The following is a 24,882-nucleotide window of genomic DNA, read 5'->3' as shown; positions in this document are numbered from 1 at the left end:
CACAGCAAGAAACAAAAGGCCGTCGCCCACAGCGACGGCCTTTTTTTTAACTTTTTGCGCAAATGATAAATAAACTCATTCCGGTTTTTTGCAGGTGCTGCGTCTTACTTAGGTATGTGGGCAAATCAGGTCGGGCAGGGCAGCCCCAAACACCGGATTTGTTCAGCAGAAAGATTTCGTCGTTGTCCAGCCAAATGACCGCGCCCGGGGAGGGGCCGGTCGGCCATGTACTGAGATGTCGCCCCATGGGCCGTTGACAGTGCGTGGCTCCCTGTGCCGACAACGGCGGGCCCCTCGGCCCAATGGACTTCCACTTCTACCAATAATAGAGAGCACGATGTCAGCAATTCATGAGTTGAAACCTCTGTTCAAGGCACTCGTCATGTCCCGCGGCCTGCGTTCGCGTCGCGTATTGACCGGTCTGGGGCTGGTCTGCGTTATGCCACTCAGCGCCCAGGTGATGGCTGAAGACGTCAGCATCAACATTCCTGCTCAGTCGTTGCCGCAAGCGCTGCAAGCCTTCGGTCAGCAGACCAATCAACAAGTGATCTACAACGCTGACGACATGGCGGGCCTCAAGAGCCACGCGGTCAGCGGCAAGATGAGCCCGCAAGCGGCCGTCGCCGAACTGCTCAAGGGCACTGGCGTACGCTACAGCGTCGAGGGCAATACCCTGATGCTGGTGCGCGGCACTGCCACCGAGGGCCTGGAACTGGGCGCCACCACTATCAGCGCGCAACAGGTTGGCGCGACGACTGAAGGCAGCAACTCGTACACCTCCAACGCCGTGACGATCGGCAAGGGCACCCACACCCTCAAGGAAATTCCGCAGTCCATCACCGTGATGACCCGCAAGCAAATGGACGATCAGGACCTGGTCGACCTCAAGGATGCGCTCAACCAGACCACCGGCATCGTCGGCCTGCAAGGTGTCGGCAAGGGTTTGATCATTTCTTCCCGCGGTTTCCAGATCGACGACTGGCAGTACGACGGTGTGCCGATCCCGCGTAACACCTATTCGCTGGGCAACTGGGCTACCCAAGACCTGATCTTCTTTGATCGTCTGGAAATCCTGCGCGGTGCATCCGGGCTGTTGCAGGGCACAGGTAGCCCCGGCGGCGCGATCAACCTGGTACGCAAGCGCGGCCAGTCTGCTCCGACTGTGGCCATCACCGGCAAGGCCGGCTCATGGGATCACTATGGTCTGCAAGTTGACGCTGGCGGCCCGCTGAATCAGGCCGGCAACATTCGTGGTCGTATCGTTGCCGACGAAGATCAGAGCAACTCCTTCGTCGACAGCGAGTGGAGCAAGACCCATTCGCTGTACGGCTCGCTGGACGTTGATCTGAGTGATGACACCACTCTGGGCCTGGCGGTCAGCCGTACCGAAGGCGAATCGCGCCCAATGATCCGTGGCCTGCCACGTTACGCCGACGGTTCGATGCCGAATATCGGGCGTTCGACCTACGGCGGTGCCAAGTGGAACCACTCGCAGATCAATGTCACGACGCTGTACGCCGATCTCGAGCATCGTTTCAACGACGACTGGGCGTTCAAGGCCGGTGCTGTGCAAATGACCGAGACCAACACCTCGAAAAGCCAGCGCCTGCAAAGCTCCGGTGCCGGTCTCAAGCCTGATGGCAGCGGTCTGCAATATGCCGACTTCGTCACCGACTTCGATTCCACCAAGGTCGGTCTCGACATGAACCTGAACGGCAAGTTCGAAGCCTTGTCGATGCAGCAGGAAGTCATGCTGGGTGGCAACTACTCCCAACTGGAAACGGATGATCTGCTCGCCCGGACCTTCAACAACAGTGCCACCGACACGATCTTCAACATCAACAACAATCGCCCGGACATCAGCTACGACAGCTTGCTCAATACCCCGGGCGGGCGTGGGATCAAAAGCAAATACGATATCCGCCAGAAAGGTCTGTACGGTACCTGGCGTGTCAAACCGGTCGACGACCTGACACTGGTGTTGGGCTCGCGTGTCAGTTGGTATGACTTCAGCTACAAGGCCAAGAACCAGGCTGCATTCACGGACACGTTTGTGGCCGATACGCCAAGCACTTCGAACGAAAGCGGTGAAGTCACCCCTTATGCCGGAATCGTCTACGACCTGAGCCGCGAGTGGGCGGTATACGCCAGCTACACCGACGTGTTCCAGCCACAGACGAACCGTGATGCCGGTGGCTCGATACTCAAGCCGATCGTCGGCACCAACTATGAAATCGGCCTCAAGGGCGAGCTGATGGACGGTCGGGTCAACACCTCCCTGGCCCTGTTCCGGTATGACCAGGAAAACCGCGCCGTCGATGATATTTCCGGCGGTATGGAATGTGACGGCTGGTACTGCTCGACCGCTGCGGGCAAAGTGCGTAGCCAGGGCCTGGATGCCGAAATCAGTGGTGCGGTAACGGACAACCTGCAGCTGTTTGCCGGTTACACCTACAACACCACCAAGTACCTCGACGACCCGGACATGGAAGGTCGCACCTTCAGCACCTGGACGCCGAAACACATGCTGCGCGTGTGGGGCAACTACCAGTTCACCGGTGACTTGAACCGTCTCAGCACAGGTCTGGGTTTCACCACGCAGAACCACACCTTGGGTTACGAGGGCACTTATGAGGTGGCGGGTTACACCGTGTGGAACGCGCGTGTCGCCTACCAGCTGACGCCGGAGATCGGTCTGGCGGTCAACGCCAACAACCTGTTCGACAAGCAGTACATTACGTCGGCGTACAACCAGCTCAGCGGCAACAACAACTTCGGTGATCCACGTAACGTGATGTTCTCCGTGAAGTACACCCCAGAGTTCTGATGCTCTGACGAGTCGCTGAAGCGAACCGGCCCACGCTCCTTGAAGGAGGGCGTGGGCCGGTTTTTTTGTGCCTGGATTTCCCTCGCCAGGTCGACGGCAGCGCAGAATTGCAGGCATAAAAAAATGCAGAAGCCGAAGCTTCTGCATTTTTCGTTAGCAGGCGCTGAACGATCAGTCGCGCGCCGTCGCCTCACAAGCCAGGAGTACGGTTTCAAAGGAGTCCAACAGTGTTTCGCCGTAAATCATGCTGCGATGCGGCAATGGCGAATGGACCGAGCCTTGCAACTGACCGCTGACGTTGTGTTGGCGCAACACCTGCTCCGAGTGCAGCACTTGTTCCAGGGTCTTGTGCGACAGCGACCACCAGCAACTGGCTCTGACGTTGAGCCGCGGCAGCGAAAACGCGTCAAAGCTTTTGACCAGTCGTTCGTGGATGTCGAACGCCTGGGCATTCATGATTTCCTGCTTGATGGCCTCCAGCGTTGTGATCATCGCGTGTTCGTCAGTGGCGGCTTGCTGGCTGGCCCATCGATAGAAAGCCCTGAGATCGGTCGTCGGGTTCTCGGCGATGTAGCGCGCCGCCGGCTCCTCCAGATGGGCGAACATCAGGCTGAACATTTCCACGGCGACGGACAGTTCGTTTTCTGCACTGAAAAAATCGGGATTGTCTTCTTCCCGGGGTTTTCGTGGCAGATCCGCAGGGAAGATGCTTTCCGGCAGCGTGGTATCGACCAGGCCCAGGAACGTCACCTGTTTGCCTTGGCGCTCCAATTCGGCGGCCACGTCCATGGCGATCGCGCCGCCCAGTGACCAGCCCATCAGGCGATAGGGGCCGTTGGGACACTTGTCGACAATCTGCTGGGTGTAGTCGGCAATCATCTGCGGCCAGGTCTGGGTGCTGGCATCCTTGTCGGCGAAGCCTTTATGCATGATGCCGAAGGTGCGGGTGTGCTTGCTCAGTCGCTTGGCCAGCGGTTGATAACAAAAGACGATACCGCCACTGGGGTGCATGCAGAACAGCGGGGGGGCCGATGAAGTCGTGCCGCTGAGCTCGACCACGCATTGCACCTGCTGTTGATGCTCCATGGCGATAAACCGGGCCAGCACTTCGACCGTGGGGTGCGCGAGCATTTGCTGCAGGGCCAGTTTGATCCCCAGTCGGGCGTTCAAGGCCGCGATGAACTGAATGGCCAGAATCGAATGCCCGCCCAGTTCAAAGAAGTTGTCGTCCAGACTTACCCGCTCGACGTGCAGCGCCTCCTGCCATAGCTCGGCCAGTGCTGTTTCGAGCGGAGTTTGCGGCGCACGAAACGTGGCGTGGGTCTGATGGATCTCGGGCAAGGGCAGCGCCTTGCGATCCAGTTTGCCGTTTGGGCTCAGTGGCAGGGTGTTCAGCACCATCAGATGGCCAGGCATCATGTAGCTCGGCAACTGGCGTGTGAGTTCAGCCTTGAGGGTCTCGCGCAGGTGGCTTTGTTGCTGCTCGCTCGAAGAGGCGACCACATAGGCGATCAATTGTGTGCCGGTCACCGCTTCGTGAGCGATCACCACGGCCTCACGCACGGCTGGCATTTGCAGCAGGCACGACTCGATTTCACCAAGCTCGATGCGGAAACCGCGAATTTTTACTTGATGGTCGAGGCGTCCGACGTACTCGATGACGCCGTCGGCGTTGTAGCGAGCCAGGTCGCCGGTGCGATAGAGGCGTCCGCCCTTGAGGCTGAACGGGTCCGGCATGAAGCGCTCGGCGGTCAGCTCTGGTCGATTGAAGTAACCACGCGCGAGTTGGTCACCGGCAATCATCAGTTCGCCCACTGTACCGACGGGTACGGGTTGGCCACCGGCATCGAGCAGATACACCGCGCGGCCGGCCAGCGGTCGGCCGATCGGGATGGTTTTGGGCAATGGCGTGCGACCGCTGACGTAGTCGGTGCAGTCTTGCAGTGTCGAGTCGACTGTGGCTTCGGTCGGACCGTACACATTGAGCAGGCGCACGTGGCCAAGACCGGCCTGGCGCCAGGCAGCGACCGCTTCCGGTGGCATCGCTTCGCCGCCGACAACCATTTGCCGCAGTGATCCGTAATCCCGCGGGCCGGCGGCGGCGAAGTCCTTGGCCAGCATGTTCCAGTACGTCGTGGTCAGTTCACTGACGGTGATTTTTTTCTCCAGCAACTGCTGATACCAGGTCTCGCTGTCCCAGATAGCCTGTCCGCGCAGCACCACCGAAGCACCGCAGATCAGGGCCGGGTAAAGCTGATCGACAAACGCATCGAAATTGAAGGTGCCATATTGCAGCAGGCGGTCGGCCGGCGTCAGCCCGTGGAACTCCAGGCCGATTTGTGCGTGACGGGTCAGTGCCGAGTGAGTGATCCCCACACCTTTCGGGCGACCGGTGGAGCCCGAGGTGAACATCACGTACGCCAGATTGTTGCCGACGGTGCGGCAGGGCGGATTGTCGGTATGACTGTCATCGAGAGGGTCGATGGCATCCACACATACAACGTTGACCGACGGTGTGGATGGCAGACGTTCAAGGAGCGAATGTTGCGTCAGCAAGACGCCCAGACCGCTGTCTTCAATCATCCAGGTCAGGCGTTCCTGTGGGTAGTCGGGGTCGAGCGGAACATAGACGCCTCCAGCCTTGAGCACGGCCAGCAAGCTGATGATCATGTGCGCCGAACGCTCTACGGCGATACCCACCCGGACTTCTGGGCCGACGGCACATTCGATCAGGGTTCTCGCCAGTTGGTTGGCCGATGCGTTGAGCTGCGCATAGCTCAGTTGCAGGTCGCCAACGATCAGCGCGAGCGCGTTGGGTGTTGCCCGTGCCTGACGCTCGAATAACTGGTGCACGCTTGCGTCGGGCAAGGCCGAGGCGGGCGGGTTCCATTCCTTCAGTTGGACTCGGCGTTCCTCAGGACTCAGCAGTGTCAGCTCGCTCAGCGCGCAGTCCGAATCCTCAGTGATGGCCTGCAACAGGTTTTGCCAGTGACCGGCAAGACGCTGGAGGGTCGCGGGGGTGAACAAGTCGCGACTGTATTCAAGGCTGGCGTCGATGCCGTCGAGCGAGTAACCGACGTCCAGCGACAGGTCGAATTTGGCCTGGGTTGTCCCCGCCTGGAGAAAGTCCAGCGCCAGGTCGCCCAGCATCAGCGGACCGTCGCCAGACGCTTGCGTACGCCAGTTGAACAGCACCTGGAATAACGGATTGGCCTGTCTGTTCGACTGCAACTGCAGGGCGTCGAAGCTCAACTCCAACGGGTAGTCGGCATGATCCAGTGCGGCGAGAGTTTCGCGGCGCAGGCGCTGGAAAAAATCCTTGCACGGCAGCTGCGGATCTATCCGTACGCGATAGACCTGAGCGCTGACGAAAAAGCCCACCAGCTCTTGGGTTTCGCTGCGATTGCGGCTCGCGTTCGGCACGCCAACCGTGAAGTCATGCTGGTTGCTGTAGCGGCTCAACAACAGCTGCCAGGCGCCGAGCGCCACCACAAACGGCGTCAGTCCAGACTGCTGGCAGAACCGGTTCAAGTTCTGCGTCAGCACCGCAGGCAGGCTGAAATCGTATTTGCCTGCGGGATGAGTGTTCTGTTCGTGGCGCGGGAAGTCGGTCGGCAGGTCCAGCGGCGGCAGGGTGTGTCCGAGGTAGTCGCGCCAATAGTCGGCGCTGGCTGCGCACGCTGCACTGTCGAGGTATTCGCCACGCTGCCAGTTCGCGTAGTCGGCGTATTGAATGGCGGGTCGCCGCAACGGTGAAGGGTTGCCAGCCCCGACCTGTGCATACGCTTGCATCAAATCCTGCATCAAAATGGCATTGGACCAGGCATCGGAAGCGATGTGGTGCATGTTCATCAGCAGCAGGTGTTCATCGTCGGCAATCTGTAGCAGCGTCGCCCGCATCAGCGGCGCCTGCGTCAGGTCGAAGGGCTTGCCGGCTTCGCTGCACAGGCGTTGGGTAAGCTGTGCTTCGCGGAGTTCGGCACTCAGGTGGCGCAGATCCTCGAAGGCAAGTTTCAGTGTCGCGAGCTGATCGACGACCTGCATCGCCACGCCGTCGATCTCGACAATCGCACTGCGCAGGACATCGTGGCGATCGATGACTTTGTTCAGCGCCGCTTCCAGATGCCGGGTTTGCAGCGTGCCTTTCAGGCGCACGGCACGCGGAAGATTGTACGCGGCGCTGTCGGGGTTCAGCTGTTGCACGAACCACAAGCGCTGCTGCGCGAACGAGAGTGGCGCCGGGGCCAGGTGGGGGCGGGCGGGGATGCCTTGGAGTTGCACGCCGGCATCGGCCATCAACAGTGCCAGCACCTCATCATCGAGTAAGTCGTTCATCAGTCTCTCGTGGTTGGCAGCGCCGTGGTCGCTGACGGCGTTGCCGGCAGTCGGGTTCACGGCGATAAACATTCAGGTTCAACGCCAACAGCACGGACGTGCCGTCGGCAGACATGGCGCAATCGCTCAGGCGGTTTCCAGGGGCTTTTTATGGGTGACGACCCGGCCACCTTCCATGCGCACCAGTTGATCGGCGACGTCGAAATAGCGGTCGTCGTGGGAGATCACGATGATGGTCTTGCCCATCTGTTTCAGCTCCGGCAGCAATTCGGTGTAGAAGATCCGCCGGAAGGCCGGGTCCTGGTCGGCAGCCCACTCGTCGAACACCAGCACCGGACGCTCCTCCAGCCAGGCGTTGATCAACGCCAGGCGCTTGCGCTGGCCGGTGGACAGATCGGTGGTGCTGAAGACGCCGTTCTCAATGCTCACCTTGTGTGCTATTTCCAGGCGCTCCAGATAACGGCTGGCGTCGGCGGGTACCTGTTGATCGCCCTGTACCAGTTCGTCGAACAGGTAGTAGTCGGCAAAGATGGTCGTGAACAGTTGGCGGTAGTCATCACGGGCGCGGGCATCAACCACCTGGCCGTTGAGCAATACTTCGCCGCGTTGTGGCGCGTACAAACCCAGCAGCAGTTTGATCAGTGTGGTTTTACCGCCGCCGTTTTCGCCGACGATAAACACGATGTCACCCTGGGCGATGTTGAGATTGACCGGCCCCAACTCGAAGGCAGCACTGCCTTTGACGGCTGGAAATGCGTAATGCACGTTGTGCATTTGCAAGTGCTGGACGGGGGCTTTACTTGCCGGCGCCGATTCGCTCAGCAGCAGGTGAGGTTCCGGCGAGGAAAACTGTTCGGCCAGATCATTGATGCGTTTGAAGGCGATGTTCGCGCGGCTGATGACTGGCAACGTGGTGATCAGGTATTCCAACGGGCCCTTCATGTACAGCAACACCAGTACGAAACCGCTGAGCACTGCTTTGTCCGTGCCCAGCCACAATGACTGGAGCGCCAGTACGAGGCCGATGACGACGAAGAACAGCATCGAACCGAACGTTTTGGCCATGACGAAAATGTTGACCGAGCGGATGTGGGTTTTGCAGATGAAATCAGCGGTGCCTTCGATGCGCTGGCTGAACATGCGCTGGCGGCGAGGGCGGTGAATACGCAATTCCTTGGCGCCGGCGGCAATGGCGCTGTAGTGCTTTTGCAATTCATCTTCGGCTTCACGAGCCGTTTCGAAACCTTTGATGCCTTTGTTGCGGGCGACGTATTGCACCGCAATGCCAATCACCAGGGCTACCAACAGCAGGATAAACATCGGCAACGACAGAAACGCCAGATACCCCAGGCAACCGAGGGTCACGGTAAAGGCGATGGCCAGCGGCGCGAAGGAAAAGGCAAAGTCACTGACCGTGTCGACGTCGTGGGTCAGCACCGGAATCAAGCGGTGGCTGCGGAACCGTTCAATCTGTTCGATGGGGGCCAGCAGAACCTTTTCCCCCAGGGATTTACGCAACCCGGCAATGATGTGCTGGCCGACATGGTTGGTGCCGATGTCCGACAGAATCGAGGTCAACAGGGCAAACGCGCAGAGCCCGGCAAACGTCGCCAGCACCGTGGGCGATGGACTGCCTGAGCCGTTCAGGGCTTTGTTGATGGTCGCCAGCAGGGCGGTGACGCTGACGCCACCGAGCATGCCGAGCAGGATCGACAGCGCCACGACGACCCGGTGAGGCTTGAGCAGGCCGAGGACTTCACTGATGGCTCCGCGCGATTTTGTGGTCATGGAGGTTTCCGCTTTTAGTGCCGGTCAAGGCATTGGTTCAAAGGTTGGGCTGGTTAAAAGACGAAACCCGCGAGCAGCGATTTAGCCGCCCGCGGGTTTATCGAGGACTTAAGCGACGAGTGAGCGGCCGGCGCCGCGGTAGCACTCGGCGTTAGAGGTCGCGCGCCACGCGAAAGCCGATCCAGTCGCCGCGCTCTTCGGGCGCCAGCGCATTGCGGTTGCCGGAGCGGGAGAACACCGGCGCTTCACCCCAGTCGTTGCCGCGAATGCGCTTGAACTGGCACTTGCCGGTTTGCCACGCGCTGCCGTCGCTCGGCGCGCCTTCGTAGTTTTCGTTGTAGCAGTCGGCGGTCCATTCGTAGACGTTGCCGTGCATGTCGTACACACCAAAGGCGTTGGCTGCGAAGCTGCCGGCCGGCGCGGTGAAGTTGTAGCCGTCGGCCGCACCGTAGGTGTTGGCGTGCTGGGCGATGCTGTATTCCTTGCCCTCATCGAACGGAAAAGGGAAGGGGCCGCTGGTGCCGCCACGGGCGGCGTATTCGCGCAGAGACTCGCTGACCAGTCGGTACTGCTTGCCGGTTTTGTTCGACAGCCAGGCCACGTAGGCGTTGGCCTCGGCGAAGTTCATGCACACCGCCGGATGCTTGTCGGTGTACTGCTTGCGCGGGTCGCTCCCGGCATAGTCCGGGATCCCGGCCTTGCACGCGCGTCCCGGTCGGGGATCGCCATCCGGCATGACGTAACCGCTGTCCTTGAGGTAGGCGAACCACTCGCCCTTAAGGACCTGGAAGCGGCTGATCGCCAGAGGCTTGGCGAATGTCACCGGGTGCATCGGGCCTTCGTCCGGTTCGCGACCGACTTCGTCTTCAGGGGTGCCCATGGTGAACGTGCCGGTCGGCAGCACGACCATTTCCGGGCAGTCCTTGCAGTCCTTGAACACCTTGCCCGGAGCGGGAGCGGTGGCGGCCTGGGCAGCGGTCGGCAGCAGGCAGGCGGCGAGGGCGGTCAGCATCAGCGCCGACAGGCTCTTCACGGCAAAACGAGGCAATTCAGTGTTCATTTCGAGTCTCGTCAAAAGAAAAAAAGTTCGGGCTCATAACGCCTTATCCAGAATCGCGAGCAGGCGGTCGATTTGCGCTTCGTCGTTGAGCAGCCCCGGCGCAGTACGGATTACCGGCCCGACATCACGCTCTACGGCGTCGGCTACCACTTTGTTGGTCATCAGATACGCCGCGATCTTGTCGCTGTCCTTGCCCTTGACCCGGAAGAAGGTGAACCCTGCCGACAGCTCGGGGCTCAGTGGCGTGACCAGTTCGATCTGCGGGCGCTGTTGCAGGTGTTTTTTCAGGTAGCTGTTGAGTGCGTGAATGCGCGCCTCGACTTCGGCCTTGCCCAGCTGCAGGTGCAATTTGAAGGCTTCATCCAGCGCCCACCGATGCTCGAACGCGTGATAGCCGCCGGGCGTCATCGTGGTGGAAAACGTTGTCGCTTCAGAGAACGTCGGAATGATCGGCGTGACGTATCGGACGTCTTCGAAGCGGCTGCAAATGATCCCGGTGCCACGCGGACCGAACATCCATTTGTGGGTGCCGGCGACGAAAAAATCGCAGTTCATCTGCGCAAAGCTCAGGTTGTCCACGCCAAATCCGTGAACGCCATCCACCACGTAGATGATCCGGTCGGCATCGCTACGTCCGCGGTTGTGCTTGTCGACGAGGGCGCCGATGTCACCGATCGGCAGCTTCACGCCGCTGCCTGAATGCACCCAACACATACCCAGTACGCGGGTTTCGGGGCGAATGGCGCTGTCGATGGCGGCGAGGATTTCGGTTTTTGTCGCGGTTTGCGGGTCCTTGAACAGACGGATCTTGCGCACCTGGGTGCCATCACGTTCCTTGCGCAGAGCGAGGAGGGTGTGAACGGCATAGTGTTCGTGGGCGGTCGTGAGGATTTCCTGATCAGGGCGCACATGCACGCCGCCATAAATTGCTGCCAGACCTTCGGTGGTGCTACCGGTCAGGGCGATCTGTCTGGCATGGGCTTGCAGGTATTGACCCGCCCAGACCCGCACGTTTTCTTCGCGCTCCTCGATCACGCCCAGGTCCCAATCCATGGCCAGACCGGGATTCTTGTCGAGGGCGGCGCGATGCCGCTCGATCGCTTCGCGCACAGGTCTGGGGTGCGAGGTGATCAGGAAGTTGGAGAAGTGCAGGTAGTCCGGGTCCTGATCGAACAGTTGCTGCAACTGCGTCCATTTATTGCGCGGCAGTGGCGCAGCGGGCGAAACACTGGCCATGCTCGGCAGACTCGCGCCCAATGGCAACGCGGCAGCAAGAATCCCCGCCTGCTTCAGAAAGTCACGACGATTGCTCATGGCTTGGCGGCTCCCTGCGCTGTGGCCAGCGCCGGTTTGGCGGATTTTTCCACCTGATCCCAGACGCGCAGGAAGTTGCCGCCCCAGAGCTTGGCGATGTCGGCTTCGGTGTAGCCACGCGACAGCAGTTCGGCGGTGACGTTGCGAATCTCGCCGACGTTTTCCCAACCTTTGACGCCGCCGCCCTCGTTGAAGTCCGAGCTGATGCCGACGTGGTCGATGCCGATCTTTCTGACCGTGTAATCGATGGCATCGCCAAGGTCTTTGAGGCTGGCTTTTGGCTCGCCCTCGAGGATTGCGTAGAGTTGGCCGGCGTACTCGCCGAACTTCCGTTCTGACCACGCCGAGATGATCGGATCGCCGGGCATCAACGCCATGGCCAGGTTCGGCAATGGCGGCAGGTCGTAGCGCTTGCGCAACTCGTTGAGCTTGTCCTGGGTCTCTTGGGTGAGCGGCCGCAGGTATTGCGAGAAACCGACGACCTGCACCACGCCACCGCTGTTCTTGATCAGCTGCATTTCCTTGTCGCTGAGATTGCGTGGGATATCCACCATCGCCCGAGGGGCCGAGTGCGAGGCTACCAGCGGCGTGCGGCTCAGCTGCGCCACTTGCTCCAGGGCCTTGGTCGACATCTGCGACACGTCGATGATCACGCCCAGGTCGTTCAGGCGTTTCACCGCCTGTTGGCCCAGATCGGAAAGGCCATCGAGGGCGTCCGGTGAATCATTGAAGAATGGCAGCGGGCGCGACGAGTCAGCCCAGTCGTTGTTGCCGATGTAGCTGAAGCCGAACATGCGCATGCCGCGCGCCGTCCACACATCCAGCAGGTTCAAGTCATGGCCCAGTGGATAGGCGTTGAGCATGCTGATGAAGATCGCGAACTTGCCTTCGCCGTGCAGACGGCGGAAATCGGCCGGGGTATAGGCAATGCCAACCTGATTGGGGAAGTCGCGGACCATGCCGGAAATGATCTTGTAGCGGACTTCCTGCTGGTTACGCGCCTCGTCGACAAAGCCTGCGGTTGGCCTGTGCGGGGCGTTGGCACCGTTCCATATTTCCGGCCAGCCAAAGATTGTCAGCGCCGCGCCCGACAGGCGTCCGCGGTTAGCCTTGACCAGGTCGAACTGCTCGCTGCCGTCCTTGTCAACTTCATTGCCGGTGGTGCCGAAGTTCTGGGTGATGGTGATGTGGCTGTCGAACGAGAGCATGTGTTCGTGCAGTTCTTCGGCTTGCTGCATGACTTTGCGTGGATAGCCGGGATTGTCCTTGAACCAGATATCCCAGACCGCGAATCCGGCCCCGGCGCTGATTGCCAGAGCCAGCGGCAGGCCAATGTAAAAAGCCTTATTCGAACGTGGTTTTGTCATTGCCATCTCAGTCAGGTTCGCCGTCGAGGTGCAGGCACAGAGGCCTTTGCTATCTGGGAAGAACGAGTAGGCGACGGCGAAATTTAGCCCCGCCAACCTGTGTGGAGGTGATCCGTGTTGTTGGGCTTAAATTTGCCGCGGCAGTAAACGTTCTAGCTTGGATAAAGCCTGCTTCAGGGCTGACACAGGTAGGGCAATGAGGATTTCTCGACGATGGTTCATGGCAGGCCTGGCGCTGACCGGCGCTGCCGTGCCTGCAGCTTATTTTGGGCATCGCGAATGGACGAAGCCTGACCCGACAATCACTCCCGGTGAGGCGTCGTTCGACGTCGCCGACGTGGCCGGGCAACGCCTGGCGAACGCACTGCGCGGGGTCTGGAAGATCCGTTTCACGGGGGATGACGCGGGCCTCGATGGATTGCCAGCTCAGGGCCTGGAAGCGTTTATCGACATCGGTCAGAAAGGTCGAGGTGTGTGCGGCTTTCTCGACACGCCGCAGCGTCTGCGCTCTTCCGAAACACCGCGTTACCGAATACTCGGCGATCTGGCCGGGGCCGAGTCTTCGACACTTAGCTGGCGGTTGCTCGGCACTGGCGGCAGCGTCGACTACGAACTGAATATGGTCCTCGACGAAGTCTGGGCCGATTTCGGTAATGCCGGCAGCGGCACGCTCAGTGGCAGCGTGCAGCGTCTTGACCGCGCGTTGGCATTGCCGGCGCAGGATCATCGTTTCATAGCGGTCAAGTGTCTGTTCCCGGAAGCGCGTCAACGCACACCCCTGAATCCGCCATTGCTGGCCTGGCTGGTGTCGCCCGAACATCGACTGTTCCACCAGGTATGGCACGCCTCGCGCGACAAGTGGCACACCCTGTCCGAAGACAAGCGCAACGCCTTGCGCGGTCTCGGCTGGCAGCCCGGCCCGCGTGATCAGGAGCGCGACGCTCGTGGCCCACGCAAGGATCGCAACGGTTCGGGCGTCGATTTCTTCTTCATGCACCGGCACATGCTCGGTACGGCGCGCTCCCTGCAGGATCTGCCGTCGTGGCAATTCTTCCCGTTGCCGCAGCCAGAGCTGGTACGCGATCGTCAGGGCTTTGCCCGATATTTCGACAACCATGACGGCACGGCGCTGCCGCCGACATGGCTCGCCGAGGGCGACGATGAATTCAGCCAATGGGTCAGCGATATCAAGACCGCCGAAACCTATCAGAGCAACTTCGAAGTCTGGGAGTCGCAGTACCGCGACCCGCAGTACCTGTCGAAGCTGACCCTCGGCCAGTTCGGTTCCGAAGTGGAGCTGGGCCTGCATGACTGGTTGCACATGCGCTGGGCCTCGGTGCCGCGCGATCCATCCAACGGTCAGCCAGTGCCGCTGGCCCGTGATCTGGATGATTTCGCCGCACGCTGGTTCGCGCCGGAGAACGACTTCCTCGGCGACCCGTTTTCATCGCATGTGAGCCCGGTGTTCTGGGCTTTCCACGGCTGGATCGACGACCGCGTGGAAGACTGGTTCCGTGCCCATGAGAGGTTTCATCCGGGGCAAGTGACTCGTCTTGAAGTCAACGGCGTAAAGTGGTTTGCCCAGGGGCGCTGGGTCGAAGTGGCTGATCCGTGGCTGGGACCGACCACGCACGGGTGCAGCACCGTCCCCGGCTTGCAGGTTGGCAAATCCGTGGAGATGGACCCGGAAACCATGAAGCTGGCGCTGCGCATTGTGTTCGGCGCAGATGAGAAGAAGCTCGAAGGCTTGTTCCGGCGAGTGCCGAAGCGGCCTTGGTACGCGCGTAATCTGAACGCCAGGACCCACCCGGCTTAGAGATCACGTTATCGTTCATTCGCGAGCAGGCTCGCTCCCACATTCGACCGCGTTCCTTCAACAGGAATGAGATCCAGTGTGGGAGCGAGCCTGCTCGCGAAAGCGGTCTGACAGCTGATCCGGTTACATCGTCTGCCAACCACCCCCGAGTGCCTTGTACAACGCAATGCTCGCCTGCATCCGCGACAATCGCAGCTGCACATTCTGATCCTGTGCTGCATATAACGTGCGCTGCGTTTCCAGTACGGTCAGCAAGTCCTCGGCGCCGGCCTGATAGCGGCTCTGCGCGATGTTGAACGCGGTCTGCGCCTGACTGAGTTCTTCGCTCTGCCACTGACGCTGGTCATCGAGACCGCGGATGCTGTTCAGCGCTTTTTCCACATCGGCAAATCCATTGATGATTGCGCCGCGATAGGTTTGCAGCAGTTCTTCCTGGCGAGCCGTGGCCTTGTCGCGCTCGGCGCCGAGCCGACCATTGTTGAAAATCGGTGCGACCAGCCCGGCGGTGAGGTTGTAGAACGGGCTGCGCCACAGATCGTCTGCCTGATTGGCGCCGGTGCCGAGGCTGGCGGTCAAGGTGAGTTTGGGCAGCATGGCCGCGCGCGCTACGGTGACATCTGCCTGGGCTGCCGCCAGTTGTGCTTCGGCGCGGGCGATGTCCGGGCGGCGGGTCAGCAACTCGCTGGGAAGGCCGGCGGATATCGGCGGCCATTGCAGCTGATCGAAGGATTCCTGGCTGAGCGGCACGTCTTGCACCGGTCGGCCGAGCAGCGCGGCCAGACTGATCTGTGCCTCCCCGGCCTGTTGCTGGACGGCTGGCAACTGGCGCTGCTGCGCGGCCACCAGGCTTTTTTGCTGAGCGAGGTCAAGCGCGGTGGCGGAGCCGGCGTTGTAGCGGGTTTGCACTAACTGCAGGACGTTTTGCGCATTGGCCAGATTGAGTTCGGCGATGCGGCTCTGCTCCTGCAAGGACAGGAGCTGCGCATAGCTGTTGGCGACACCGCTGAGCAGCGTCAGCTCGACGGTGGCGCGGTCGAACTCGCTGGCTTGCAGGCTGAACTGCGCACTGTCGCGCGAGGCGCGCTTGCCGCCCCAGAAGTCGATTTCGTAACTGGCACTCAGGCCGACATCGAAGTAGTCCACCGCCTTGTTGGTGCTGTCGGCATCAAGTTGACGGTAGCCACTGCCGCGCAGCAGTTTCTGCCGATTGGCGTTGCCGGTGCCCTGTAGTTCCGGCAGTTGCGATCCACCGGCAATCACCGTCCCGGCACGCGCCTGACGCACGCGCGCCATGGCGGCGGCGAGGTCGTAACTGCCGACCTGGGCCTGTTCGATCAGTTGGTTGAGTTGCGGGCTGGCGAATCGTGTCCACCAACGCAAGTCATTGCGCTCGGCATTGGCGCTGTGAGGTGAGTGCCAGGCGGCGGGCGGCGCTATGCCACTGTCCGGCCGTTGGACGGGACTGGCGCAGGCACTGAGGATCAGGCATACGGTCAACAGGCTGAGGCGCGGTTTCATAGATCGATCATTCACTGGTAAGGGCCGTGACCGGGTCGAGCCGGGCAGCTTTGCGGGCCGGCATGAAGCCGAAGACAACACCGGTCACCAAGGCGCAGCCAAAAGCGCCCAACACGGCCATCAAAGAAAAGGCGACGGCGACTTCGCTGAGAATCAGCACACCACCGACCATCAGCGCCAGCGCGATCCCGGCGATGCCGCCGACCACCGAGAGCATCACCGCTTCAGTGAGGAACTGGCGCAGGATGTCGCGCTGGCGGGCGCCGGTAGCCATGCGGATACCGATCTCGCGAGTGCGCTCACGCACGGTCATGAGCATGATGTTCATCACGCCAATGCCGCCGACCAGCAGCGAGATGGCAGCAATCGAGCCGAGCATCAGCGACAGGGTATTTTGCGTGCGGGCTTCGGCCTGGATCATCGCGGCATTATTGGTCAGCTCGAAATCCTTTTTGCCGTTATGCAGGCGCAACATCAATTGTTCGATGGCGTGTTCGGTGTCCTTGACCTTGCGCGCGTCTGCGGCGGCGATGGCCACATACTCGGGGTCGCGTGTGCCGAACAGGCGCACGCTGGCGGCGGAGTAGGGCACGGCGATGCGGTTGTCGCTGTCCGAGTCGCCGGAGCTGGCGCCTTTTTCCGCGAGCACGCCAACCACCTGGAAAGGCACGTTCTCGATCAGGATGTATTGGCCGATCGGGTTGGCCACATCCTTGAGCAGTTTGGTGCGCACCTTGTGGCCGATGACCGCGACGGCTGCCGCGTTCTGCTCATCGGCCTCGGTGAAGTAACTGCCCTGAACCACCGGCCAGTTGAAAATCGCCGGGAAATTGGTGTCGTTGCCGCCGACATAACTCAAGTGATCGGCATTGCCGAAACGCACACCGGCCTCGGCGCCGTTGACCGGCATGATCCGCTGTACCTGCGGCAGGCTCGCCAGCGCATGGACATCGTCGAGGGTGACGACCCCCGGCGGCGTTCGCGGATTGGGTGCCGAGCCACTGAGATAAATGATGTTCGAGCCGAACGCGCCCATTTGCGCCATGACCTGACGCTTGCTGCCTTCGCCCACTGCGAGCATCACTACCACCGACGCCACGCCAATGATGATCCCCAGCAAGGTCAACGCCGTGCGGAAGCGATTGATCCACATCACCCGCCACGCGGCGTGCAGTGCATCGACCAGTTCGCCTTTCCAGGCACCGGTGGCTTCAGCCCCTTCGCTCAGACGCTTGCGCAGATCGACTGCTTGCAAGGCGCCTGGATCGGCGCTGGTTTGCGCTTGCGGATTGTCCTTGGCGCTGTCGCTGACGATCAGGCCGTCGCTGATTTCGATGATGCGCTTGGCGCGGGCCGCGACTTCGCGGTCGTGGGTGATGAGGATCACCACGTGTCCCTGGCTCGCCAGCTCGTCGAGCAGCGCCATGACTTCCTTGCCGCTGTGACTGTCGAGGGCGCCAGTCGGCTCGTCGGCCAGAATGATATGGCCGCCGTTCATCAGGGCGCGGGCGATCGACACCCGTTGTTGCTGACCGCCGGAGAGCTGATGCGGACGGTTGCCGGTGCGCGAGGCCAGCCCTAGACGTTCAAGCAGGGCGGCGGCACGTGCGTGGCGTTCGGCGGCGGGAATACCGGCGTAGATGGCCGGCATTTCGACGTTTTCCTGGGCCGAGCCGGACGGAATCAGGTGGTAGCCCTGGAACACGAAACCAAAGGCTTCGCGGCGAAGCCAGGCCAGCTCATCGCTGTCCAGCCCGGCGACGTTTTCCCCGGCAAAGCGGTATTCGCCGGCAGTGGGGCGGTCAAGACAGCCGAGGATGTTCATCAGCGTCGACTTGCCCGAGCCGGACGCGCCGACAATGGCCACGAATTCACCGGCATGGATCGACAGGTCGATACCGCGCAGTACGTGGACCTCAGGGGCGTCGCCACCACCGTAGGATTTGCGGATGTCCTGCAGGTCGATCAGAGGCGTTTGCATTCAACCTCCGTTGGCGTCAGCCGGGCCGATCAGCAAGTGGTCGCCTTCGTTCAGGCCATCGAGGATCTGCACTTTCAAGCGGTCGCTGATACCGGTCTGTACCTCGCGGGATTGAATTTCGCCATTGGCGGCGATCACCCGGGCGGTCTGGCGGTCAGCTTGGGCGCTGCCTTGCAGGGCGGCGACCGGCGCGGTCAGCACGTCTTTCGCCTGGTTGGCTACGAAGAACACTTGGGTGGTCATCTCGGCCATCAAGGCGTTATCGGCGTTATCAACGTCAAGCAACACGGTGTACAGCACCACTCGGGCGCTGCCGCTTTTGCTCGAACTGGACGGGCTGCCGCCGCCCTGACTGGTCTGATCCAGCGGTTTTGGGGGGACCGGCAGGATTTGCCGCACGGTACTGTTCCAGCGCCGGTTACCGCCGCTCAGGGTGGTGAAGTACGCGGACATGCCGGGTTTGACGTGGCCGATATCCGCCTCGGATACCTCGGCCCAGACTGTCATCGGCGAGAGTTTGGCGATGCGCAGGATCAAGGGTGTTTGTTGCTGGGCGTTGAGGGTCTGGCCTTCGCGGGCGTCGAGCGCAACTACGGTGCCTGCCATCGGCGCATAAATGCGTGTGTAGCCGAGTTCGGCCTGATCGCTGCGCAGACTGGCTTCAGCCTGGCGGATCTGCGCGCGGAACATGTCGATGCGCGCTTGCGTCGCCTTGAGCTCGGCGCGGGCGGTCTGCACGTCCTCTTCACGGGTGGCGCCGCCCGCGACCAGATTCTGCTGGCGCTGGTATTTCTGCCGCGCCAGTTCATGTTGGGCCTGTTGTTCCTGCAACTGCGCCTTGAGGTTTTCGATGGAAAACTGACTGGCGTCAAGTTTGGCCTTTTGCGTGGCGGGGTCGATTTCCACCAGCAACTGACCCTCCTTGACCACGTCGCCAACGTCGACATGGATTTTGCGGATCTGCCCGGACGCCTGTGCGCCGACGTCCACATAGCGCCGTGGCTGGAGAGTTCCCAGCGCGGTGACGCTGCTTTCGATGTCGCCGCGGCTCACTTGCACGGTGGCGAACTTGTCCCGGCTGGGCGGCAAAATCTGCCAGGCAGCAACGGCGACAACGGGAATCAGACAAAGGGCTACGAGCAGGGCGCGTCGGGCGGGGCGGGGACGTTTCATGCAGGGTTCCGGCCAGTGGAAATCGACCCGTCATTCAGTCGGCACCGCACGCGGGTCACGACCGAACGCTGGCGCAGCAAGCGACAGACACGGGGAGCTGTCCTTTAAACGAGGAAAGGGGCGGTAAATTTAAGCGCTGGAAAATGCGCTAACAGGTATAGCCCCTAACAATTTGTCGGGCAAACCGAAACAAGTCTTTAAATCTATATGAGAATTACTATAAATTACGCATCTGAAATTGCCACCATCCTGCCACTGTCGTTTTGACCGTAGCGGAGCTGGCTCAAGGATCGAAACCGCATCGCTGCGGCCAGGAGTCATGTTGGAAAACTACTATCGCGAGCTGGTGTGTTTCCTCAACGCCAAGCTGGGCAACCGCCAGGTTGCCGAGGATGTGGTGCATGACGCCTATCTGCGGGTGCTGGAACGCTCCAGTGACACGCCGATCGAACAACCCCGGGCGTTTCTTTATCGCACCGCGCTGAATCTGGTGATCGACGATCATCGACGCAATGCCTTGCGGCAGGTCGAATCCCTTGAAGTGCTCGACCATGAAGAGCGTTATTTCACCCCGTCTCCCCACGGCACCCTCGATCACGGTCAACGCCTGGAGATGCTCCAGCGAGCGCTGGCAGAATTGTCACCGCTGTGCCGCGACAGCTTTCTGCTGCGCAAGATCGAAGGTCTGTCCCACAACGAAATTGCCAGAAGCCTCGGCATTTCCAAGGCTCTGGTGGAAAAACACATCGTCAATGCCATGAAACATTGCCGCCTGCGCATCAAACAATGGGACGCCCATTGATCCTTCCCCGTTAAATTTTTTTTCACCGTCCTCGTTCCTACTCAACAGACGATCTGCTGTCCTGCTTCGGGCCGGTCAGGTCACCCAGGCTTTAGCCCCACGGTTGAGGGGTTCATCCAGAGGACACTGGAAATGACACAGGCAATTGCATCGCCCATCGTTCACGATCTGATCGGCGTCGGTTTCGGCCCTTCGAACCTGGCGTTGGCCATCGCGCTGCAAGAGCGCGGGCCGACCCAGGGTGAACTGGATGTGCTGTTCCTCGACAAACAGGCCAACTACAGCTGGCACGGCAACACCCTGTCGACCCAGAGCGAGTTGCAGATTTCCTTCCTCAAGGATCTGGTGACCTTGCGCAATCCGACCAGCCCGTACTCGTTCGTCAATTACCTCAAGTACCACGGTCGCCTGGTGGATTTCATCAACCTGGGCACCTTCTATCCGTGCCGTATGGAGTACAACGATTACCTGCGCTGGGTCGCCGGGCAGTTCACCGAGCAGAGCCGTTATGGCGAAGAAGTGCTGACCATCGAGCCGGTGCTGCACAACCATCAGGTTGAAGCGCTGCGCGTTATTTCCCGCGACAGCCAGGGGCAACAACATGTGCGGACCACCCGTTCGGTGGTGGTCAGTGCCGGCGGCACGCCGCGTATTCCTGAGGCGTTCAAGGCGCTGAAGGGCGATAACCGTGTGTTCCATCATTCGCAATACCTGTCGCAGATGGCCAACCAGCCGTGCGTCAACAATCAGCCGATGAGCATTGCGATCATCGGTGGCGGGCAGAGCGCGGCGGAAGCGTTCATCGACCTGAACGATTCGTTCCCGTCGGTGCAGGTCGACATGATCTTGCGCGGCTCGGCCCTCAAGCCAGCGGACGATAGCCCGTTCGTCAACGAAGTGTTCTCGCCGGAGTTCACTGACCTGGTGTTCCAGCAGAACAGTGCCGAGCGTGAACGTCTGGTCAACGAGTACCACAACACCAACTACTCGGTGGTCGACATTGATCTGATCGAGCGCATTTACGGCATCTTCTATCGCCAGAAGGTTTCCGGAATTGCCCGTCATGCGTTCCGCACCCTGACCACCGTCGAGAGTGCTACCGCCACCGAACACGGCATCGAGTTGGCGGTACGCAACAACGCCACTGGCGAAGTCAGCGTACGCCTGTACGACGCCGTGGTACTGGCCACCGGTTACGAACGTCAGATGCACCGCAAATTACTGGCACCGCTGGAAGAATACCTGGGTGAGTTCGAGGTTGATCGCAACTACAAACTGATCACCGATGAGCGCTGCAAGGCTGGCATTTACATGCAGGGCTTCTGCCAGGCCAGCCATGGTTTGAGCGACACATTGTTATCGGTGCTGCCGATTCGTGCCGACGAGATTGCGGGCTCGCTGTATGAACATGGCAAGCATCGTGGGCACCGTTCGATGGCGGATTTGCTGTTGGCGACTGCCAGCTGAAACCTGCGCCGGCTGATACACCGATATCGCTGGCAAGCCAGCTCCCACCGTATTTCGTGTGATGTCAGCTATTGCTTACCCAACACTGATCCCTGTGGGAGCTGACTTGCCAGCGATGGCGGCAGATCAGGCACCGCCTTCGCGAGCAGGCTCGCTCCCACATTTGGATCCTCGATGAATACAAAAACCGTGTTCGCTGGAGATTCCCTGTGGGAGCGAGCCTGCTCGCGAAGGCGCCCTCAAGAGCAGCAAAAAGTCCTTCCTGAACCCTTCCTGAAGAACCCTGACATTCCCCCGCCACACTGCCTTTCACGGGTTTACTCTCCAAACATCCAGGCGTAAGCTTCGCGCGTTTTCATCAATAGCGGAGACCCACAGTGGGTACTTGTTCGAGTGACAGTTGTCGGCCGGTCTCGGTAACCGGCAGATTCTCGGCAAGATAACGCGCATTTTTTTGCCGTTGTCTCGCCGTAACAGCGAGCAGCGGCATCCCGTGCATGGCCAGTCCTTGGTCATGTCTCGACGTCCTTCTCATCGACGCTGAACAGAGCGCGATGTCGACTTAAAAGTCGCCATCGCAGCCCTATCGACACGCCTGTCTTTTCTGACCGGCGCGCCATGCCTTGCCGTGCCGGTTTTGCCGGCGGACGAGGCGCGGTCGTACCTGCTTGACGGTTTCCCGGCTGACCACAGGGGCAACAGCCATGAAATTTACGCTCAAGGAATTTTTCGCAGGTTTTCTGCGTACCCGCCACATCGCCCGGCACTTCCGCCGCCTGGCGTTGCTGGAAACCATCAACGACACCACGGTCAGCCGTGAAGTCCCGCCAACCCTGGCCAACACCCTGGTCGATGCGGCGCACAGCGACAGCTCAGCACTGCTCTCTTCACTGGGCACGCACTCCGATGGCCTTACCGATTTCGAAGTCGATGCCCTGCGTGCGCAATACGGCCTCAATGAAGTCGAGCACGAGCAGCCGCTGCCATGGTGGATCCACCTGTGGCACTGCTACAAAAACCCGTTCAACCTGCTGCTGACGCTGCTTGCGGTGATCTCGTGGCTGACTGAAGACCTTAAAGCGGCCGTGGTGATTTTCTCCATGGTGGTGCTGTCGACGCTGCTGCGCTTCTGGCAGGAAAGCAAATCCAACCAGGCTGCCGACGCGCTTAAAGCGATGGTCAGTAACACCGCCACAGTGATGCGACGTGATGCACCGCGCAGCGAATTGCCGATCAAGCAACTGGTGCCGGGCGATCTGATCGTGTTGTCGGCCGGCGACATGATTCCCGCCGATTGCCGGGTGCTCAGCGCCAAAGACCTGTTCGTCAGTCAGGCCGCGATGACCGGTGAATCGATGCCGGTGGAGAAATTTCCGCGTCAGGCGGATCGCGATACACGCAATCCGCTGGAGCTGGACAACATCCTGTTCATGGGCACCAACGTCGTGTCTGGCACGGCGGTGGCGGTGATTCTCACCACCGGCAACAGCACCTACTTCGGTGCGCTGGCGCAGCGTGTCGGCGCTACCGATCGTGCGGTCACTTCGTTCCAGCAAGGGGTCAATAAAGTCAGCTGGTTGCTGATCCGCTTCATGTTCGTGATGACGCCGCTGGTGCTGTTCATCAATGGCTTCACCAAGGGCGACTGGACCGAAGCACTGCTGTTTGCGCTGTCGATTGCCGTCGGGTTGACCCCGGAAATGCTGCCGATGATCGTCACCTCGACACTGGCCAAAGGCGCGGTCTTTCTGTCACGCAAAAAAGTCATCGTCAAACGCCTCGACGCGATCCAGAACTTCGGCGCCATGGACGTGCTGTGCACCGACAAGACCGGCACGCTGACCCAGGACAAAATCTTCCTCGCGCGTAACGTTGATGTCTGGGGCGAAGATTCTGACGACGTATTGGAAATGGCTTACCTGAACAGCTACTACCAGACCGGGCTGAAGAATCTGCTGGACGTGGCCGTGCTGGAACATGTGGAAATCCACCGTGAGCTGAAGGTCGGCACAGCGTTTCGCAAGGTCGATGAGATCCCGTTCGACTTCAATCGCCGGCGCATGTCGGTCGTGGTAGAAGGGCGCGGCCAGGCGCATCAACTGATCTGCAAAGGCGCGGTGGAAGAAGTGCTGGCGGTGTGCAGCCGCGTGCGTCACGGCGACGTCGACGAAGCCTTGAGCGATGAATTGCTGACCCGGATTCGTCAGGTCACCGCAGCATTCAACGCTGAAGGCTTACGCGTGGTGGCAGTAGCGGCCCGCTCGATGCCTGAGGGGCGCGACACCTACAGCCTGGCTGATGAGCAGGAGCTGACGCTGATCGGTTACGTGGCGTTTCTCGATCCACCGAAGGAAAGCACCGCACCGGCGCTCAAGGCTTTGGCCGAACATGGTGTGGCGGTGAAAGTGCTGACCGGTGACAACGAGTTGGTCACCGCGAAGATCTGCCGCGAAGTCGGCCTCGCTCAGCAAGGCCTGCTGCTGGGCAACGACATCGAGCGCATGAGCGACGCCGAACTGGCCGTGGCGGTGGAAACCACCAACGTTTTTGCCAGGCTGACGCCGTCGCACAAGGAGCGCATCGTGCGCATCCTCAAAGGTAACGGCCATGTAGTCGGCTTCATGGGTGATGGCATCAACGACGCACCGGCGTTGCGCACCGCCGACATCGGCATTTCCGTCGACAGCGCGGTCGATATCGCCAAGGAAGCGGCGGACATCATTCTGCTGGAAAAGAGCCTGATGGTCCTGGAGGAGGGCGTACTCGAAGGGCGTCGCACCTTCGCCAACATGCTCAAGTACATCAAGATGACCGCCAGTTCCAACTTCGGCAACGTCTTCTCGGTGCTGGTTGCCAGTGCATTTATTCCGTTTCTGCCGATGCTGCCGATGCACCTGCTGGTGCAAAACCTGCTCTACGACATTTCGCAGATCGCCATTCCGTTCGACAACGTCGATGAGCAGATGCTGAAGAAACCGCAACGCTGGCAGCCGGGCGATGTCGGGCGTTTCATGCTGTTTTTCGGGCCGATCAGTTCGATCTTCGACATCACAACGTTCGCCTTGATGTGGTACGTGTTTGATGCCAACACCCCGGATCACCAGACGCTGTTCCAGTCCGGCTGGTTCGTGGTGGGTCTGCTGACCCAGACGCTGATCGTGCACATGATCCGCACGCCGAAGATTCCGTTCGTACAAAGCTGTGCGGCGCTACCGCTGCTGGTGATGACCGGAATCATCATGGCGGTCGGCATTTTCCTGCCGATGGGGCCGCTGGCGCACTACTTCAAATTGCAGGCGTTGCCGTCGATGTACTTCGTGTTCCTGCCGGTGATTCTGCTGGCGTACATGGCGCTGACTCAGGCGGTGAAAGGTTTCTACATCCGCCGGTTCGGCTGGCAGTAACAGCAGGGTCATCCAACCCTGAGCTGCTGA

General features: G+C 60.6%; 13 protein-coding genes. 5 read left to right on the top strand and 8 right to left on the bottom strand.

Annotated features, from left to right (window positions below; translation table 11 throughout):
- Positions 1–337 precede the first annotated feature (337 nt).
- Positions 338–2,827 carry a TonB-dependent siderophore receptor gene (locus tag AB4P91_RS23395; protein WP_150594650.1) on the top strand — a complete coding sequence of 830 codons (2,490 nt, stop codon included), beginning with the start codon at positions 338–340 and terminating at the stop codon, positions 2,825–2,827.
- A 171-nt stretch (positions 2,828–2,998) separates the two neighbouring features.
- On the opposite strand, the gene AB4P91_RS23390 is transcribed toward AB4P91_RS23395, so the two are convergent.
- From AB4P91_RS23390 to pvdM, 5 genes are all read right to left on the bottom strand, one after another.
- Positions 2,999–7,162 (bottom strand): amino acid adenylation domain-containing protein, encoded by a 4,164-nt coding sequence (locus tag AB4P91_RS23390; RefSeq protein WP_395604999.1) that lies wholly within the window; start codon positions 7,160–7,162, stop codon positions 2,999–3,001.
- Positions 7,163–7,288: 126 nt separating this feature from the next.
- Positions 7,289–8,950 (bottom strand): cyclic peptide export ABC transporter, encoded by a 1,662-nt coding sequence (locus tag AB4P91_RS23385; protein WP_395603812.1) that lies wholly within the window; start codon positions 8,948–8,950, stop codon positions 7,289–7,291.
- Positions 8,951–9,101: 151 nt separating this feature from the next.
- Positions 9,102–10,010: a formylglycine-generating enzyme family protein gene (locus AB4P91_RS23380; RefSeq protein WP_150594653.1), complete on the bottom strand. Its 909-nt coding sequence runs from the start codon at positions 10,008–10,010 to the stop codon at positions 9,102–9,104.
- Between the two features lie 33 nt (positions 10,011–10,043).
- On the bottom strand, positions 10,044–11,324 hold the full coding sequence (locus AB4P91_RS23375; RefSeq protein WP_395603811.1) for an aminotransferase class V-fold PLP-dependent enzyme: 1,281 nt from the start codon (positions 11,322–11,324) through the stop codon (positions 10,044–10,046).
- Positions 11,321–12,691, bottom strand: a complete 1,371-nt coding sequence (gene pvdM, locus AB4P91_RS23370; RefSeq protein WP_395603810.1) for a pyoverdine-tailoring dipeptidase-like protein PvdM — start codon at positions 12,689–12,691, stop codon at positions 11,321–11,323. The genes AB4P91_RS23375 and pvdM overlap by 4 nt, the downstream gene beginning before the upstream one ends.
- 196 nt (positions 12,692–12,887) lie before the next feature.
- Between pvdM and AB4P91_RS23365 the strand changes: the two genes are divergently transcribed.
- A complete protein-coding gene (locus AB4P91_RS23365; RefSeq protein ID WP_395603809.1) occupies positions 12,888–14,507 on the top strand; it encodes a PvdJ/PvdD/PvdP-like protein in 1,620 nt (539 codons plus the stop codon).
- A gap of 123 nt (positions 14,508–14,630) precedes the next feature.
- On the opposite strand, the gene AB4P91_RS23360 is transcribed toward AB4P91_RS23365, so the two are convergent.
- The 3 genes from AB4P91_RS23360 to AB4P91_RS23350 are packed head-to-tail and all read right to left on the bottom strand — an operon-like array spanning position 14,631 to position 19,179.
- The gene (locus AB4P91_RS23360) at positions 14,631–16,025 is read right to left on the bottom strand and encodes an efflux transporter outer membrane subunit (protein ID WP_395603808.1); all 1,395 of its coding nucleotides are present in this window, start codon (positions 16,023–16,025) and stop codon (positions 14,631–14,633) included.
- Positions 16,026–16,032: 7 nt separating this feature from the next.
- The gene (locus tag AB4P91_RS23355; protein ID WP_150688392.1) at positions 16,033–18,006 is read right to left on the bottom strand and encodes a MacB family efflux pump subunit; all 1,974 of its coding nucleotides are present in this window, start codon (positions 18,004–18,006) and stop codon (positions 16,033–16,035) included.
- Positions 18,007–19,179, bottom strand: coding sequence for an efflux RND transporter periplasmic adaptor subunit (locus AB4P91_RS23350; RefSeq protein ID WP_395603807.1), 1,173 nt, complete (start codon positions 19,177–19,179; stop codon positions 18,007–18,009).
- A gap of 319 nt (positions 19,180–19,498) precedes the next feature.
- On the opposite strand from AB4P91_RS23350, the gene AB4P91_RS23345 reads away from it, so the two are divergent.
- The 3 genes from AB4P91_RS23345 to mgtA all read left to right on the top strand — a co-directional run bounded on the left by AB4P91_RS23345 (position 19,499) and on the right by mgtA (position 24,852).
- A complete protein-coding gene (locus AB4P91_RS23345) occupies positions 19,499–19,981 on the top strand; it encodes a sigma-70 family RNA polymerase sigma factor (protein ID WP_150594660.1) in 483 nt (160 codons plus the stop codon).
- 132 nt (positions 19,982–20,113) lie between these two features.
- Positions 20,114–21,448 (top strand): lysine N(6)-hydroxylase/L-ornithine N(5)-oxygenase family protein, encoded by a 1,335-nt coding sequence (locus tag AB4P91_RS23340; protein ID WP_150596866.1) that lies wholly within the window; start codon positions 20,114–20,116, stop codon positions 21,446–21,448.
- A 704-nt stretch (positions 21,449–22,152) separates the two neighbouring features.
- Complete coding sequence (gene mgtA, locus AB4P91_RS23335; protein WP_395603806.1) at positions 22,153–24,852, top strand: magnesium-translocating P-type ATPase; 2,700 nt, start codon at positions 22,153–22,155, stop codon at positions 24,850–24,852.
- The last annotated feature ends 30 nt before the right edge of the window (positions 24,853–24,882 follow it).

Source organism: Pseudomonas sp. B21128 (genome assembly GCF_044218865.1).
In the GTDB taxonomy this organism is placed as follows: domain Bacteria; phylum Pseudomonadota; class Gammaproteobacteria; order Pseudomonadales; family Pseudomonadaceae; genus Aquipseudomonas; species Aquipseudomonas iridis.
The sequence above is the reverse complement of the archived record's forward strand: the minus strand, read 5'-3'. Positions and strand labels throughout refer to the sequence as shown.